This window comes from Komagataeibacter xylinus (assembly GCF_004302915.1).
Classification (GTDB): domain Bacteria; phylum Pseudomonadota; class Alphaproteobacteria; order Acetobacterales; family Acetobacteraceae; genus Komagataeibacter; species Komagataeibacter xylinus_C.
The window spans coordinates 1-17,271 of sequence record NZ_QQBI01000028.1 but is presented as its reverse complement, the minus strand read 5'-3'; the positions used below and the strand labels follow the sequence as shown (position 1 = coordinate 17,271).

Annotated in this window: 5 protein-coding genes and 1 tRNA gene; 4 read left to right on the top strand and 2 right to left on the bottom strand. The window is 61.7% G+C overall.

The genetic code is table 11. The annotated features are described in order from the left end of the window. Positions 1-113 precede the first annotated feature (113 nt). Entirely contained in the window at positions 114-10,214 is a 10,101-nt protein-coding gene (locus DV027_RS13425) for a DUF4347 domain-containing protein (protein ID WP_165399203.1), read from the bottom strand. Between the two features lie 585 nt (positions 10,215-10,799). On the opposite strand from DV027_RS13425, the gene DV027_RS13420 reads away from it, so the two are divergent. The 4 genes from DV027_RS13420 to DV027_RS13405 all read left to right on the top strand — a co-directional run bounded on the left by DV027_RS13420 (position 10,800) and on the right by DV027_RS13405 (position 16,863). Beyond that, positions 10,800-12,461, top strand: a complete 1,662-nt coding sequence (locus tag DV027_RS13420) for a TolC family protein (RefSeq protein ID WP_242621916.1) — start codon at positions 10,800-10,802, stop codon at positions 12,459-12,461. 97 nt (positions 12,462-12,558) lie between these two features. After that, on the top strand, positions 12,559-13,380 hold the full coding sequence (locus tag DV027_RS13415; RefSeq protein WP_242621915.1) for an efflux RND transporter periplasmic adaptor subunit: 822 nt from the start codon (positions 12,559-12,561) through the stop codon (positions 13,378-13,380). A gap of 20 nt (positions 13,381-13,400) precedes the next feature. After that, positions 13,401-14,738, top strand: coding sequence for an efflux RND transporter periplasmic adaptor subunit (locus tag DV027_RS13410; protein WP_242621914.1), 1,338 nt, complete (start codon positions 13,401-13,403; stop codon positions 14,736-14,738). Positions 14,739-14,757: 19 nt separating this feature from the next. Beyond that, positions 14,758-16,863 (top strand): HlyD family efflux transporter periplasmic adaptor subunit, encoded by a 2,106-nt coding sequence (locus DV027_RS13405; protein WP_130732500.1) that lies wholly within the window; start codon positions 14,758-14,760, stop codon positions 16,861-16,863. Positions 16,864-17,164: 301 nt separating this feature from the next. On the opposite strand, the gene DV027_RS13400 is transcribed toward DV027_RS13405, so the two are convergent. After that, positions 17,165-17,241: transfer RNA gene (locus tag DV027_RS13400), tRNA-Met, on the bottom strand. Positions 17,242-17,271 lie beyond the last annotated feature (30 nt).

Genomic DNA, 17,271 nt, shown 5'->3' with positions numbered 1-17,271 from the left:
TTTTCACTGACCAACAAGGCTGACGACAAGGATCACACCATCATGATCCTTCTCTCCAACAAAATGCGTTCGTATCTGGCGCTCCATTGCCAACCCTGCGCGCCACCTGGCAATCAGTGATTGACCAGATCGCGACTGCGCGCATATGCGGCTCTCTGCCCGATCTGGCGCATCTGCGCCCGCAGCCCCTTTTTGCCGGGCGTTGGCTCGTTGGCGTGATGGCTGCCGCGATGGAAATCAGGGTTGAAGGCAAGCCAGTTCATGTCCTGCTCCACGACCTGCATCGCGCGCTCCACCGCCTGCGGAATGGACGGATCATTGCCCATTTCCCATGCAGGATGTTCGTGCCCGATCACCACATGCACATCAACCTCCGCCTCATGGCCATATTCATCGCGGCCGATAAGGGCCAGGTCGATGGAGCCGGTGGCCTCATCCGGCGCGACCATGGAGAAGCAGCGGCGATCCGCATCGAACGAGACCCAGTCCGGCAGCGGCGCGCCACCAGCCTGGCGTGCCGTAATGGTCAGGTTGAGATCCGTTCCATCCGAACTGATGAAGGCGCCAGCCGGCACATCGATATCGTATTTCTGGTTGGTGGTCACAAACCGGTAGAGTGATGTGCCGCGTATCCATGTCTGGTGCGCGACGCCAAAGCCACGCTGGAACTCATTCTCGAACCCGTCCTCCACCGATGTCTTGAGCAGGTCGGAAGAACTGAGGTCATTATTGAGGGTCGAACCCGAAAGCGCGGGATTGCCCTCCTGCTGCGTCACGTTCGTGTTCAGTGCCACCGTGGCCTGCGAGACATGGCTGGTCTCATCGGCCATCAGCGCCGAGACATCGGCCACCTGTGCCGCCGTGCCCGTGGCCAGCGTGCCGTTGGTCTCGACCAGTGCGGCAGACAGCCCGCCCGGCGTGCCGGTAAAGCCTGTTACGGGCGCAAAATGCAGTTCCGCGCTGGCAGGCAGCACAAGGACGGCCGTGGCGGAAACCGAGGTGCTGACATTCTGCCATGTCCTGCCGCCATCGGTTGAATACTGCCATGTGCCCTGCGTTGCCGGGTTGGCCGTATTGCCCACAATGGCAACGCCCTGCAGATGATCGGCTACCGAACCATCGGGATTGGAGGCACTACGCTGCTGATCGGCCTGATCAGAGAAAGTGGGCCCGAACAGTGAGGATACGCTATCGCCCCTGACCTGCTGGTTGCTGGTATCAGCCGAGGGCAGCGTGGCGCTGCCGCTGGCTACCGGCGCATCATTGACCTGTTCAACACCGGTGTTCACCTGCACCGGCACCACATCAAGCGCGGTGCCGCCACCGGTATTGCTGACATCAACCCCTGTGGTCACGCCGGTTATGGCATTACCCGCCACAGCCTTGCCATCCGCCCCCGTGAAGGCGGTGGCAGTCGTATTATCGACCACTGTTGCCGTAAACGAGATGTTGGACGGGTCACCGTTGAAGTTGGGCGCAGGCTGGAACCAGATCTGCGCATCCTTGGGCAGTACTACAGCACTGGTGGCGGAAAGATCAGTCGGCTGCGCCTGCGCCGTGCCACCGGGCACGGCATACATCCATGTCCCTTCGCTGGCGGGCGTGGCATTGCCGGTAATGGCAACGCCGCCCACGCCATTCGGGTCGGTGGTGGTGAACAGTTGCGAGACCGTTTCCTGCGTGCCGGGCTGGTCTTCCTTGCCAGGCGTAATGTTTACCGCCGTATGGACGTCCTGGTTAACCTTGACCACAAGCGGCTGGCTGTTGGTGCTGACCGACCCGTTGGGGTGATCGTGCTGCATCTGGGTTATGTTCACGCCCGTCAGGGCCGTGGCGGTGCCATCGAGCGCCTGCCCGGTCACGCTGGTGGCAACGCCATCGCTGGTGCCGGTCAGGGGCACGTCGGCCGAGGTCTCGACAACCTGCGTGGTCAGCCCGCCCGGCGTGCCGGTAAAGTTTGGCACGGGGTCAAAGCGCACCTTGGCCTGGTCGCCCAGCACCACGGCATTGCTGCCTGAAACATTGGCGGGCACGTCCGTCCATGTCTTGCCGCCATCGGTGGAATACTGCCATGTGCCCTCGGTTGCGGGGTTGGCCGTATTGCCGGTAATGGCCACGCCGGCCAGATGGTCGGCGGTGGAGCCGGTGGGGTCGGCCGCGCCCTGCCGGGCATCGGTCCCGTCCTGCACGGCATTGGAGTACAGACCTGCAACCGTGGCGCCCGTATTGGCGCTGTCAGCACTGTTGGATGTCACATCAGGCAACGTGTAGGGGCCTGCCGCCATGGTGGGCGGGTCATTGACCGGCGTCACCGCAGTGGACAGGTCAACCGTGCCCGCACTGAGCGCGGTCTGCCCGCCACGGGTCGAGACATCGGCCCCGGCTATCGCCATCGTGCCGGAATCCAGTGCGGCACCCGTCAGCGACGTACCATCAGCCGTGGCCAGGGCCTGCCCGTTCGCCCCCACAAGGGCCGGACTGCCTGATGAGGCACCCGAATTGTCGATCAGCACGACCTTGAGGTCATCGCCACTGACAGGCTGGCCGTTATAGTTGGCCGCAGGCGTAAACTGCAGTTGCGCATCCTTCGACAGCACGAGTGCATTCGTGGTCGAGACGGCAGCCGAAAGCTGCGTCCATGTCTTGCCGCCATCGGTGGAATACGACCATGTGCCCGCAGCCGAGGGCGTGTAACCCACCACGGCCACGCCCGCCATGGTGTTGGCCGTGGAGCCATCGGGGTTGGTGGCACTGTGCTGCTGGTCGGTCTGGTCGGAGAAGTAGCTGCCAAACAGCCCCTGCACGCTTGTGGCCTGCGGCGTGTCTTCCGTCACCTTCCACGAGGCGGGCTGGTCCCCCGTGACCGGGGTTGCGCCGGGGGTGCTGTTATCGGCCACCACGTTCGGGGCGTCGTTCACGTTGTCATCCATCAGCGCCACGCTATCCGTGGCTGCTGAATAGGCAGAACCCGGCGTGTTGGTACCCGTGCCCAGCCCCGCTGTAGCGGGCAACGCGGAGATGCTGCCATTGGCCGCGCCATCAAACTGGTCCCATGCGCGGAAGGTCAGGGCATCATTGACCCTGCCGTTCCAGTTCGGGTCGGTAGACTGGAAATAGACCCGCGCCTGGCCGTTATCGATCAGGTGCAGGGCATTGCCACCGCCAACCGCATTGCTTGCGCCGCTACCGGCAAATTCGGTCCATGTCCTGCCGTTATCGGTGCTGTACCACCATGTACCGTGTGTAGTGTCAGCACTCGTAATGGCAATGCCGGGCAGCGACGTGGCGCCTGCGGCACCCTGGCCGGTCAGGCCCGCGCCATCGGGGTCGGTCACGTTGCCTGCGCCACCTGTTGCCCCTGCATAGCCCACAAGCTGCGAAATCGCCGTACCCACCGCGCCCTGCGGCGGGGCTGCATCCTCCTGCGCATCGTTGAGGGAAACCGGGACCGAGGGATCGAGCACCGGGGAGTCATTGGCAGCCGTAACTGCAATGGTGCCATTGGTGAGGATGGGCGTGTTCGCCCCGTTTTCATAAACCGATATGCTCACATTGCGCGTGCCCTCGATGGGCGTATCGGAGCTGTCGTAATATTTCAGGCTGGCCAGCGTGGCCTGCCAGTTCTTGAGCGTGGTGGCGGTACCCGCGGTCAGGGTCAGGGTGCCGGTTGCGCTGTCGAGGCTCGCGGTAATGCCGCCCGCCGTGGTGGCGGCCAGCACGTCCTCCGCCGTAGCGGAACCGATCTGTACCACTACTTTCTGGATCGACCCCGCACCCGTGCCTGATGCATCCTCTACCGAGACATAGGAACCCAGATTGGTCGCAGCCGTTGTGGGCGATGCATCATTGGGTTCGGTAAAGGTGGTGGCAAAGCTGCTGCCGCCAACACTCACATGCGTGAACATGGGCGCGCTGGTCTGCACGCCCCCCGTACCCTGCGCGCCCGTGGTGGCCTGCTGGCCCGCAAGGTCGGTATTGCCATCGGAGAACGTGGCCCCCAGCGTGACATCAAGCTGTGTTGCCGGGTCGCTCGCGGTGGGCGTGTAGGTATAGGTCAGGTCCTGCGCCAGTGTGGCGATGCTGGTCTTGGTGGCAGATGCATTGAACGTGAACTGCAGCATGCCGCCCGTGTCGGTATAGGTGCCGATTACGGTGTTGTTCACGCTCACCTGTCCGCCCGCCATGCTCACATCGGTGCCCGTCGCGCCAAAGCTGTCCGTGGCCGAAGGGGCGGCCTTGCCATCAACATAGCGCTGCACCGTCAGCATGGTACCGGCGTAGCTGTAGGTGCCGCTTTCCTTCGTGGTCAGCATATCGAGTTCGTGGTCATCCACCGTTACCCCGCCATCGCCAATTGCCGTGGCGGTGCCAGCGGTCGTGACATGGGGCGTGGTGTCCTGCCAGCCTGTTATGGTGGGCGCGGTATCGGGCAGTTCATAGGCCAGGTCGGCATAGGTTGCGCTCATGCCACTGGCTGAACCCGCATCGACACTGACAGCGGTCGTGGCAGACGTTACCGCGCCATCATGGTTGTAGACCTCCGTCTCGCTGGCAGGCACGCCATCCGTGCCCCCGGTGGCCGGCACGGTAATTTCCGCAATGGAGGACGTGGGCGTGCCATAAACGGGCACCAGCGCCGCGTAGTCGCCATTGCCATCGGTCTTGATGCCGGTCTGCACAAGGCCGGTGGCATAGGTGCCATCCTGCCCGCGCGCGGTTACCGTAACGCCTACGCCCTTCAGTGGGGTATCGATGGCGCTGTCATAGGTGCCCGGCGTGTTGCCCAACGCCTGCCAGATCTGGCCCGACAGCGTGCCAAGGCCCATCGTGACCGAGCGCTCATAGGTATCGGCGGGGTTGGAGCCTGCCGTGCCAGCCTGCCCGGCCGAGCCATCGCGGCTCTGGTCCGTTGCGCCTGAAGTGGCGGGCGTGGCTCCGGCCAGCGATTCCCACGTTACATTGGTCGTGGTCTTCTCCAGCCCCTGCGTCAGGTCGGTCAGCTTGACCGTATAGGTCACGGTCTCGCTGGCGCCGGCGGCCAGTGTCAGGCCGTTGGTGGTCACGCCTTTCGCATCGGAAGCCGCCACGCTGCCACTGGCATTGATCGTGGTATCCACCGTGCCCGCCCCCGTAGCCACGACAGCGCCGTCAACGGCTTCCTGCCCTGCCACCAGCGGGTCATTGAGGGCGACATCATAGGCCGTGGCATCGCCGGTATTGGTCAGGGTATCGGTAAAGGTGACGGTACCATCACTGTAGTCGATCGCAGTGACCGCCTTGCCCAGCAAGAGAGTGGGTTCCCTGACCGTTTCGGTTACGGTGGATGCGGGGGTGGACGTGGTTGATGTGGGGGTTGGTGACGTACTGGCCGTCAGGCTCTCGCTCAAGGCGGTGCCATCCTTGTTGGCCGTGGTATTGAGCACCGTGCCCGCCACCTGGATGATGGCATAGTTGGGAACGGATGACGTGTCGTTGTTGGTGACCGTGCCGAGATTGATGGTGAGCACGGTCTGGCCGGCGGAATCCGTTGTCACGCCGGTTATGGCCGCGCCACTGCTGTTGAGCTCGGCCTCCGCCGCACTCGAAAGCGTGAAGGTCTTGCCGTCCACCAGCACGGCCGATGTCGACCCTTCCGCAAGCTGCGTGGCACTGCCAAAGCCGGATGATGTGACTTCCCCGTTCGGGCTGGCCAGCAGCAGGCGCAGCGATGTGGGGTCAAGCTGCACGTTGTCTGGCACCTTGAGGGTCAGCGTCACATCCTGGTTCTGCCCCTCGGGGATCGAGACCTCGCCCTGCAGGGTCACCTGGTCGCCGGGCACGGTATTGGCCGCCGTAACGGGCGTGGTGGAAGAAATGCCGCTGGTGGTGCCGTTGCTTTCACCAACGATGTCGAGCACGGACGTGAAATTGCCAACCGCTGGCGCATCGCTGGCCGTGCCCTTGAACGCTTCGGGCACGTCCTGCGGTGTCACCGGCGCATCCCCCGACCCGGACGGGGTGCCCGATGGCGGCATGAATTCGTTGCTCCTGGGCGCCGAATGCCAGGTGTAGTTGTCCGTTACCGCAAGTTTCGTGCCTGCGGGCAGGTCGGAGGCGACCGTGCCGGTAATGGTGTAGGTGACCGGGGCATCGGTAGGGGCGAGAGAGGCAAGCTGGGACAGGGCGACGGATGTCTGCCCGGCAGCGACAGTGATGGTCTGCCCCCCGCCCGTGATGGTGACGTCCTTCAGGTCCGAAGGCAGCGTGATGGCATGGTCGACGTCATAGGCCGTGACATCACCGTTGTTGCCCAGCTTCAGGGTATAGGTGACCTGCTGGCCACTGTACAGTGGCTGGCCGTTGGTGTCATCGGTAATGGTTTCAGTCAGGGAGGGCTTGCGCTCGGTTACGGTCACATCGGCGGGCTCGGCCTGCTCGGCCACGGTGCTCGTGTCATCATGCACGCTGTAGTTCAGCACGGCCGATGACGTGATCGTGGCGGCATTGGCTGGCGCATTGTTCTCGCCATAATAACCGTTATAGGCCAGCGTTATGGTGCCGGGCGTGGCACTGGAATTGGTAACCGTCCTGCCAAGGTCAAAGGTGAGGGTGGTGGTGCCATCGGCGTTCCTGACCGCCGTTGGCGCAGGCAGGTTGCCGCTGGCATCGACGCCTGAAGCGGTCGCGCCGGTCAGGGTAGCGGCAAAGCCCCCGGCATAGTCCATGCCCGCGGGCAGGGTTTCCACCACCGTCACATCGCCATTGCCATTGCTGAGCGTGCCCTCGGGCACGGTTACGGTAATGGTGGTGGTGCGCGTCTCGCCACTGACAATGGTGCCGCTGGAGGTGGCTGTATCCACGCCATCATTTGCAGGCAGGTTGGAGGGGCCGATGCTCTTGCTGATGGTGGGCGTCTGCAGGGTGATGCTTGCCGGGTCGGTCAGGTCGGATGCCTGCCCGCCAAGCGGCACGCCATTGGTCACGAACCCATTGCCCTGCGCAACCGCGCCGGGACTGTTGCCAAAGTTCACCACGTTTGCGCTGGCCGCCAGCGTATCGCCAAGGTTCTGGCCGGTGGGCAGGGCCAGGTCATAGGTAATGGTCAGGTCCTGCCCCTTGGCCAGGACCGCAGCGGTGGCCGAGGTGGCCGGTATGGTCAGGCCGCCGGTGGTGAAATAGCTGCTGGCCGCAGTCGTGGCATCAGTCGCCGAGGAATAGACCACCGTGCCATCGGGGCGCGTGACCTGGAAATTCTTCACATCCCCCGCAGAGAACCCGGCAGGCAGGGTACCCGATACCGTCAGGTCGTACATGCCGGCCGAGCCGGTATTTTCCACCGTGGAGGCAATACGCACCGTGTCGCCGCCCTCGGCCCCCGTGGCGTTGAGGTCATTGACCGCGCCAAGGCCGCTCACGCCACCCGCGGGCACCGATGTATAGGCGCCCCCATCCGATCCCGCCGCGTTGAAGGTGGAGGCCGGATCGGCATCCGTCCCCTCACCCGTTGCCTGCGGCGTATAGGTGACGGAGGAGTCCGCGCTCGCGCCATTCATGACCGACACCACGCCCGTCTTGATCTCGGCCGCAGGCTCGGCAACCGTAATCGACTGCAGGGTGGACTGGGCTTGCTGGGCATTCTGCCCATTGGTCAGGGTGGACTGCTCCTGACTGGTCAGGCTCAGGCCATCGGCAAAGGGACTTGATGTCGCCTTGAGGGTAAACAGCACGGCCACCTGCTTGCCAGCATCACTGGTGGCAAGCGTGTCGCTGTTGCCCATATCGAAGCTGATGCTGTTGGTCGCGGACTGCGTCGAGACCGTAACCTTGCCCGGATCGACCCCGTTCGGCACGCTCACCACGCTGTAGGTGCCAGCATCCTGCTTGGTCACGTCCGTGCTGGCGGCAGCCGTGAAGGCGGAATCACCGTTACCCGTGGGGTTGCCCGTGTCATAGAGCGGCAGGGGCAGGTAGGACGAGAGGTCCAGGTCAGTATAGGTGCCGGTCTGGAGGGTATAGGTTGCCTCGTAGGTTACCTTGTCACCCGCGTGGATGACAGGCGTGGTCGTGTCATCCACGGCAACGCCATTGATGGCCACGATCTTCAGCCCCGTCGTGCCCTCGGGCACGGAAAGCGTGCTGCCTGAATTGTCCTGCACCTGCGAGGTCGTGCCATCGGGGCCTGTTGCCTGCGCGCTGACACTGACCTGGCTGCTGATCGTATCGCCTTCGGTCACCGGAGTATTTGTGGCGGTATAGTTATCGCTCACCGTGCTGGCATAGCTGATCGTGCCCTGCTTGCCCGCCCCCATGGCTGGCAGGCTGTTATCGGCCAGATACCGGGCGATGTTCATTGTCACCACGGTCTGCCCGTTATCGCCCGCCGTGGCCGACCAGTAGGCGCTGCCCAGTTGCACGCTATGGGACGTGCCGGTGGCATCGGTATAGGTAAAGGTGGGGCTGGTGCCCGGCTGCAGGGCCTGACCATCGCCCAGCGTGGTGGTGACCACCATGCCGGTGCTGGAATAGTAGTCCGAATTCTCGATATGGATGTCATGCGTGATGGTATCGCCGGGCATGACCTGCCCTGCCGCCAGGCCAGTGGCGCTGCCATCCGCATTCGTGATCGTATCCGTCTCCTGCACCGCGAAGGCCTTGGCGTTGAACGTGGTGGGTACCGTGTCCACCGTCTGATCCAGCGCAACGGCCGTGGCTGTCTGGCCTTCTGCCACGGGTGGGGTCCAGCTGCCGGTATAGGATATGGTCGCACCCGGAATGATGGTGGGCATAGTCGTGCCGCCAGACGCATTGAGGATGGAATTCCCGGCCGCATCCGTCTGGCCCACATAGACCGGAATATCAATCTTGTAGGGCGCAGTTGCGCTGTAGGCCACGCTATCGAGCGTAATCTTGACCGAGCCACCCTGCTTTGCGCCATCAACAGGCGGCACATAGGTGGCCGTGCCGCTGATGGTCGAGCCATCGGCCCCGGTCAGGGTAATGGGGCTGTTGTTGTAATTGACGCTATCAGGCAGGGTGACATTGAGCGTCATGTCCTTGATGGCGTTGTTCTGCGTTACTTCGGCAGGGGTGACGGTCACCTCGTAGGTGGCGGGATAATCCGGGCCGGTCGGCACTTCATCCTCGCCACGCGGCGAGGTGATGATACCGGCGCTCACCTGCACGATATTCTGGTCAACGGTATTGGTTACGGCAGCCCCCTGGATGGTCGGGTCGGTGCCGGGGTCATTGAGCGCATCGGCGCCATACTGGTAGCCACCGGCCGCAGCGATGGTAACGGGGGCGCCTGCACCTGTGGGCGCATCGACGGACTCGGCCGTGTTATTGGCAAAACTGGCCGTAAGCGTGAGGGTCGGCTGCTTCGGCGTGTAGCTGCCAAACGGCAGGGAAACCACATACATGGTATCGCCCGCCTTGAAGCCCGCAGGCGCCGTGACAAACTGCGGCTTGCCATCCGTGCCGCTGCTGTAGGGATTATAGGCCCCGATCTTGCCATCGACATCCACCAGCGTGACAGCCTTGGCGGACAGGCTCTGTCCCAGATAGGTTACAGAGGTCAGCGGGGTATCCTGCGTTGCATTGGTTGGCGCGAATATCTCGACAAAGGGCGCATAGCCCACGCCATTGGACGCATTGTTGGAAAAGGTGATGGTCTGGGAAAAGGCATTGCCCAGCAGGTTGCTGGTATCGGTGGGGCTGGCAATGGTGACCGTGGCCGTCGGGCTGTCGAGCACGCTGTCATAACCGGCCTCGGCCGCGGCAGAGAACGGCGCATCCACCGCATTGCCATCCAGCCCGGCCGTGCGCTCCAGTGTCCAGTCCCCCCCCAGCACGCCAAGGCCCGTGGCATCGGTCGAGGCGGCAACGCCCGCGCCGGTCAGGGTATGCAGGTCATCGACCAGCGCCTGACCGGCAGCCCCCTGCCCCACATCGCAACCCCAGAACAGGATCTGCCCCTTAGCCCCCAGCGCATCGCCCCACTGCGCCACCTGCGTGCTGTCCGCCATGAGGGTGGCGGCATTGATGGTGGTGCTGCCAAGCTCGATCTGGCCTGCCTGCCCGTAGGTCAGGAAGCTGACACTGTTGAGGTCGTGCTGGTGCGACAGCACGCGCGAGACGACGGACATGCCATCACGCGTATTATCCACCACCACCACGCCCACATTATTGCCCAGCGAGGCGGTGAGTTCGCGCCAGTCGCTGACGCGGGAATCCACAAAAACGATATCGGTAAAACTGTCTTTTTTTCCACCATTGCGCTCATGTACCGACTTATCTGTACCAGTAGTTGCAGGTAAATCAGGCAGGGAACCAACAGTTTCATCCACGATAGGGGCATCATGGGCATTTTCCCCCTGATGCTCGTGATGGTGTCTGTCTGCTCCATGGTGATGGGAGACATGCGCCACGCTGCCATCAAAGAGATATCTCTGCTCAAGAATCAGACGCATGAAAAATCCATTTTTATCAACAATTTGTTTAGGAATACCAGGTTATGGTTTCCATGAGATGAATCATTTCCACTCAGACAGGGCACTACGACTGCATTTTCAATTCCTGCATTTCATCTACAATTTTTTTCCTCGTGTTACAACAAATGAAGTTGACAAAAATGTGTTCGCCCCATAACTACCATGCCGCGCCCGGTATCGAGCGCAATGCAACTGCAAAATAGGCGGAAATTACCAAGCCGCACCTATATATAGATATATACAGTTCTATATACTCAGGTAACCACAAGCCTGTTCCCACCATCTTGCGTTAAAATTTTTCTTGACGACCTGAATACAACCCGGAAATTCATGGTAAACCCTGTGACGCATCAGCTTACCCGTGGCAAAATACGTCTGGTCTCCTGCGCTGCGCTTTCGACAGTCATGCTGCTGGCGGGGTGTGGCATGCGGCCCAGGCCCATGCCCCTGGCTGACCATATAAAGCGTGCGGATGCCGATCACGCCACGATCGAGGCGCGTTATCTGCCACTCGATGGTGACCTGACACTGGGCACCGCCATCGCGCGCGCGCTCAAGTTCAACTATGACTCACAGGTTGCAAAGCTTGAGATCAACCAGCAGGAAAAGCAGCTTGATCTGGCCCTGATGCAGATGCTGCCGCACCTTGCGGCCGATGCGGGCTATACCGACAGAAGCAACAACAATGCTGCTGAAAGTATTGATGAATTCAGCAACCAGCGCTCACTGGATTATTCTTATTCCGAAATGCCCAGCCATGGCAGCGGGGATATCAGCTTTTCATGGAACGCGATGGATGCGGGCATCAGCTATTTCTCCGCCCGCCAGCAGGCCTTCCGCGCGCTGATTGCCGTCGAGCGCCGCAGGCGCGCCATCAATGATCTGGTCAAGGCCGTAACCACCAATTACTGGGAGGCGGCCGCCGCCCAGGTCATGCTGCCCCGCCTTGACCCCATCATCCATGATGCGGAAACCATGCTGGCCGCATCGCAGGATGCCGGTAACGCGCACCTGCAGTCCCCGCTGACGCTGCTCGATTACCAGCAGAACATCATCCAGATTTTGGGTGAGATGCGGCGCATCAAGGATGAACTGGTTGGCGCGCAGATCCAGCTCGCCTCGCTCATCAACGTGCCACAGGATGAAAAGCTCAATCTGGCCACCCACCCGCAGGATGTGCAGCCGCTGGGCAACCTCGACATTCCCACGCTGGAGCGCATGGGACTGGTCATGCGCCCCGAACTGCGCATGGAAGTCTACCAGCAGAAGGTTGACCGGCAGGATGTCTATAAGGAAATCCTGAAGATGATGCCCGGCATTGGCGCCATCGGGAACGGCAACTTTGATTCAAATGCCCTGCTCTACCATCACATCTGGGGGCAGATCGGGGTGCGGGCGACCGTCAACCTGATCAACATGATCCAGGGCCCGCGCGCCATCGCTGTGGCCAAGGGCAATGTCAAACTCTCGGAAATGCGCCGCCTTGCGCTGAGTGTCGCCATTCTGGCCCAGATTAACCTGAGCGCACAGAAATACGTCACGGCGGTGGATTTCCTCAAATCCTCGCGGCAGATCAACGATGTGAGCCTGCAGATGGAGCAGCTTGCCGTCTCCGCTTCCGCGGCAGGTGCGCAGTCCGAGGCCAATCGCGTACGCCACCAGATGGCGGCCCTGCTCGGCCAGCTTGAATACAGCCGCAGCCTTGCCCATACCCATCAGGCGCTAGCCAACCTGTATGCCTCCATCGGCGTGGACCTTGTGCCCGCCAATGCCGATATTCAGGACCTCAGGCACCTGACGGCGCAGGTCGAGCATTCCATTGCCCTGTGGGAAAACGGTCGCCTGCCTGACCTGACACTGCCCGATAATGTCAAAAAACCCGATGCAGGCGCAAACACGGCACCCGTCGCGGTGCCGGTGCGACAGGCAGCGCCGCCTTCCACACCTGTCGCGCAGACAGATACGGCACAGCCTGCCGCTACCCCCGGCTGATCTGCCATTTTGAAAATCGTTATCAATAAGTAATGTCATAAGGCCCTATCGCCCCGGCGGTCGTGGCGCCTTATGTTCCGGAAGGCCAGTTGCATATATGCGTATGTATTCGTTTATCTCCGCACTGTCGCTTGGCCTCGTACCCGGCATGGTCCTGGCCCAGACAGCAGGGCCGGTCGCCCCCGCTGACATGACACCGACCGCCACGGCACCTGTCCAGCAGCCTGATCTTGCGCCCACGTCGGAGCCGGACAGCACGGCGGTCCATGCCCCCAGCGTGCAGGTCACCGCGCCCATGAGTGCGCAGATCAGCGCCAGCATGTCGGGCCAGCTTGAAAAATTTCCTTTGCGCGACGGTGACCATTTTCACAAGGGCGATGTCCTTGCCGAGTTCCGCTGCGGCCAGCAGAAGGCAACCCTTGCCCACGCCCATGCCGAATACATCAAGCGCCGTGGCCTACTGGATGTGCAGAACAAGATGAAGGCGCTGGGGCAATGGAGTGTATCGGACCTGCACTCGGCCGCAGCTGATGAACAGGCAGCCAATGCGGACCTTGAAATGGCCAGCGCCGTTGTGGCCCAGTGCGTGATCCAAGCTCCGTTTGACGGGCGTGTCTCCAACACCATGGTGCATAATTACCAGTATCTTTCAGCCGGAACCCCCATGCTGGAAATACTGGATGATACCTCGCTGGAACTGTCCATGATCGTCTCATCCATGGAGCTGCGCCATCTGCAGCCCGGCACACCGTTCAAGGTTCATATACTGGAGACGGATGCCACCTACCCGGCAACCGTCAGCCGCATTTCGGGCAAGGTTGACCCTGTCAGCAAGACCATCAAGGTCTATGGCAAACTGACCCGCCCCGCCCCTGACCTGCTACCGGGCATGACAGGAGAAGCCCAGTTCGGTCAATGAAGGTGGATGGCTGACGGATCATGACTTCCCCCCCGCCTGATCCCGCACGCCTGCAGCAGGGCCGGCAGGCTGCGTTGCTGCGGCTGTCAGCCCTTGTGCATCTGTGCGAGCGCCTGCGAACCTGCCCGCCCGATGAACTGGATTTCGTGCTGGTCAACGAAAGCCATAATCTCCTTCCCTACCAGCAGGCCGCCCTTTACCGCACGGACAAGGCAGGGATTGCCGCCATATCCGGTACGGCGGTGTTCGATTCTGCCGCCCCCTATGTGCGCTGGCTGGGCCGGGTGTTCGAGAGCATCGCGCCACAGGCACAGGCCAGGGTGCTTGATGTCGCCACCCTGCCTGCCACACTGCGCGATGAATGGACGCAGTGGATGGCCCCTCATGCCGTGCTCATTCCGCTGCTTGGGCGACATGGACACGTGGGCACATTGCTCGTTGCACGAGAGGATGCATGGACACAGCCCGACATCCAGGCGCTGTGCATGATTGGCGGCGAGTATTCGGAAAGCCGGCAGCTTATCGCCTCTCAACCGCCCAGGCCACGCAATACACGGATGCGCAGGCGCGTGGGCGCGGTCATCTCGGCTGCGGTGCTGGTGGCGTGTTTCCCGGTTCATTCATGGGTTCTGGCCCCGGCCGAAGTCGTGCCGGTTGCCCCCACCTATGTGCGCGCGCCCTTTGCCGGTATCGTCCACCAGCTTGATGTTGCTCCCAATACAGCCGTGCATGCGGGCGCGCCGGTGGTGGAACTGGAGCGCGCGCAGCTTGAAAGCCAGTACCAGGTTGCCCGCAAGGCGCTGGAAGTCGCCCGCACCCAGTATGATGAAGCCATTCAGGCGGGCATGCTGGATGCCAAGGCCCGCGCGCAGGCTGGTGAACTCAAGGGCCGCATTGACGAGGAAGCGGCCCAGATGCGCTACCAGAGCGAACTGCTGCACCGCGCCACGCTGACCGCCCCGATAGACGGGCTGGCGCTTTATAATGATCCTTCCGAATGGATAGGCCGCCCGGTGGAAGCCGGCGAGCGTATTCTCATGGTGGCCCCTGCCCTCTCGCGCCGGATCGAGATCCGCCTGCCCGCAACCGAGGTCGCACATTTCGTGCCCGATGCGCGCGTGCGTTTTTTTGACAATGTGCACCCCGACCACCCGGCAGAAGGGCATCTGGTCTTTACCTCCTACGCAAGCACACCGACCCCTGCAGGCACGCTGGCCTATACCCTGCGCGCCGATCTGGACAGCGACATCCGCCTTGGCCTGCGTGGCACCGCGCGCATCTACGGCCCGCGGCATCTGCTGGTGCTGTGGGCCCTGCGCAAACCGCTGGGCACAGTACGGCAATGGCTTTCCTTCTAGCTGGCCTGAAAGGCAGCGCATGAACGCGCCCGCACCCTGGCCTGCCCTGCGTGATGACCTGGAGCTGTTGCGTGGCCCTGTCGTGACCGGTGCGCCAACATGGACGCTGTATGATCCCGCCCGCCACCGTTACGTGCGCCTTGGCAGCATGGAAATGGAAATCCTGCAGCGCTGGGACCTGCCTGACCCGGACACGATTGCCCGCATTGTGCGTGAGCAGACCACGTTTGATGCGCAACCTGCCGATGTTACGGCCTTTGCCGCCTTCCTGCGGCAGGCCGGGCTGACCACGGCGCAGACCAGCGCGGATAGTACCCTGCTGGCCCGGCAGGCGCGCAGGCCACCATTGCTGTCATGGATCCTGCATCATTATCTTTTCCTGCGGATACGGCTGTGCAATCCCGATCCCGTTCTCAAACGCTGCGTGCCGCTGACAAACTGGCTTTTTACCCGCACGTTCTGCATCGGGCTGGCACTGGCGGTGGGGCTGGCGGTCATTCTGGTCGTGCAGCAATGGAGCCTTTATGCTGCGGGGTTCATGCATCTCATCACGCCGCAGGGTGCGATCGGGATTGCCCTGGCGCTGGCATGCAGCAAGATGGTGCATGAGTTGGGCCACGGCATCGCGGCACGGCATTATGGCTGCCGGGTACCCGCCATGGGGGTGGCCTTTCTGGTCCTGTGCCCTGTTTTATGGACCGATACCACCGACGCATGGCGACTGCTCCGCGCGCGTGACCGACTGGTCATCGACTGCGCGGGCATGGTGGCCGAAATCATGCTGGCCACGCTGGCCACCATTATCTGGAGCATCGTGCCCGATGGTCCGCTCCGTGATGGCCTGTTTACGTTAAGCAGTTCGACATGGATCCTCACCCTGTCGGTCAATCTCAGCCCGCTGATGCGCTTTGACGGGTATTATATTCTCTCTGACCTCATGGGCATTCCCAACCTTCAGGAACGCGCCTTTGCATGGACGCGCTGGCGCACCCGAAAGTTCCTGTTTGGCATGGATACGCCCCCGCCCGAGGTCTTTCCCGCGCGCCGCGGGCTTATGCTGATCGGCTACAGCATGGCCACGTGGCTTTATCGCTTTTTCCTGTTCACCGGTATTGCACTGGTTGTCTATCATGCGGTCTTCCCCGCGCTGGGCGTGGTTCTTATGGGAATTGAAATCTGGTTCTTTGTTGCCCGACCCATCATGGGGGAACTGGCGCAATGGGCGCGCCAGGCCCTACATGCCCCCGGCAGCCGTCGCATGCATGTTACGGGCGCAGTGTTTGCCATATTGATTGCCCTTCTTGTGCTACCATGGACCCACACTGTCCGCGCACCTGCCGTATTGCGGGCGAAAGGACAGAGCATGCTTTACACGCAGGATCCGGGCCAGGTGGTACGCCTGCTGCCCACAGGCAGCATGGTCCAGGCAGGCGAGACCGTGGCCGAACTACGCTCCCCCCAGCTTGACCATGACCGTGCCGTATCAATTGCACGACTGGCAACGCTGGAGGCCACGCTGTCGGAACGGATGTTTGGCGTGGAAGATACCGCCTCGCTTGATGATACGCGCGACAAGATCGAGCAGGAAACAGCCGAACGCCTGCGGGCTGAAGCCGCGATAAGACAGTTGACCCTCACCGCTCCATTTACTGGCATGCTGGTGGATGTTCCACCGGAAATCCATGTCGGTGATACACTGAAACAGCATGATTATATTGGCTCAGTCATAACAGAAGACCACGCCGCCATTGAAGCATATGCATATGAAACGGACATCAGCTTCATACAGCCCGGAGCAAAGGCCAGTTTTATGGCCAACAGCCCTGGTACCAAGCGGATAGCGGGGCATGTACAGTCAATTTCGGTTGCATCAGTCCCTGAAATCGATGCGCTGGAACAGGCCTCCCTTTATGGCGGACATATCAAAGCACACCGGGACGAGATCAGCCACAGGATCGTGCCGGAAGAAGCGGTCTATCAGGTTATTATTTTGCCCGATGGGCCGCTGCCACCGGTTATGCGGCGCATAGGAGGCGTGGTCCACATACACGCCACTGCCACCAGCTTCGTGCAGCAGACCTATCGCAAGATTGTCTCGGTCTTTATGGGAGAAGCTGGCCTGTAGCAGCAATATGCAGGATCTATTTATGGATAAAGCAAATTGCATCTGGATTAAGCACTCTGACTGGCTGCGGCAGCACGAAAGGACACATGAAACTTTCGTCTGCCATGATCCCGAAATGGCGCCTCGTCTTGTCCAAGATAGCCTGCGGCAGGAATCGCCAACTGCACGAAATCCTGCACGCTAACATCCTATATTTCTGCAGTATCACTCGGCACCTGGCCGGGCATCGGTCCAGAAGCTAAAATTACAATAGTAAAACCCCGCCAACCGATTGGTTTAGCGGGGTTTTCTATATGTCGTCTGGTTGCGGGGGCAGGATTTGAACCTGCGGCCTTCAGGTTATGAGCCTGACGAGCTACCGGGCTGCTCCACCCCGCGATTGTAGGGGAGACTGGAAGACCTGGCGGC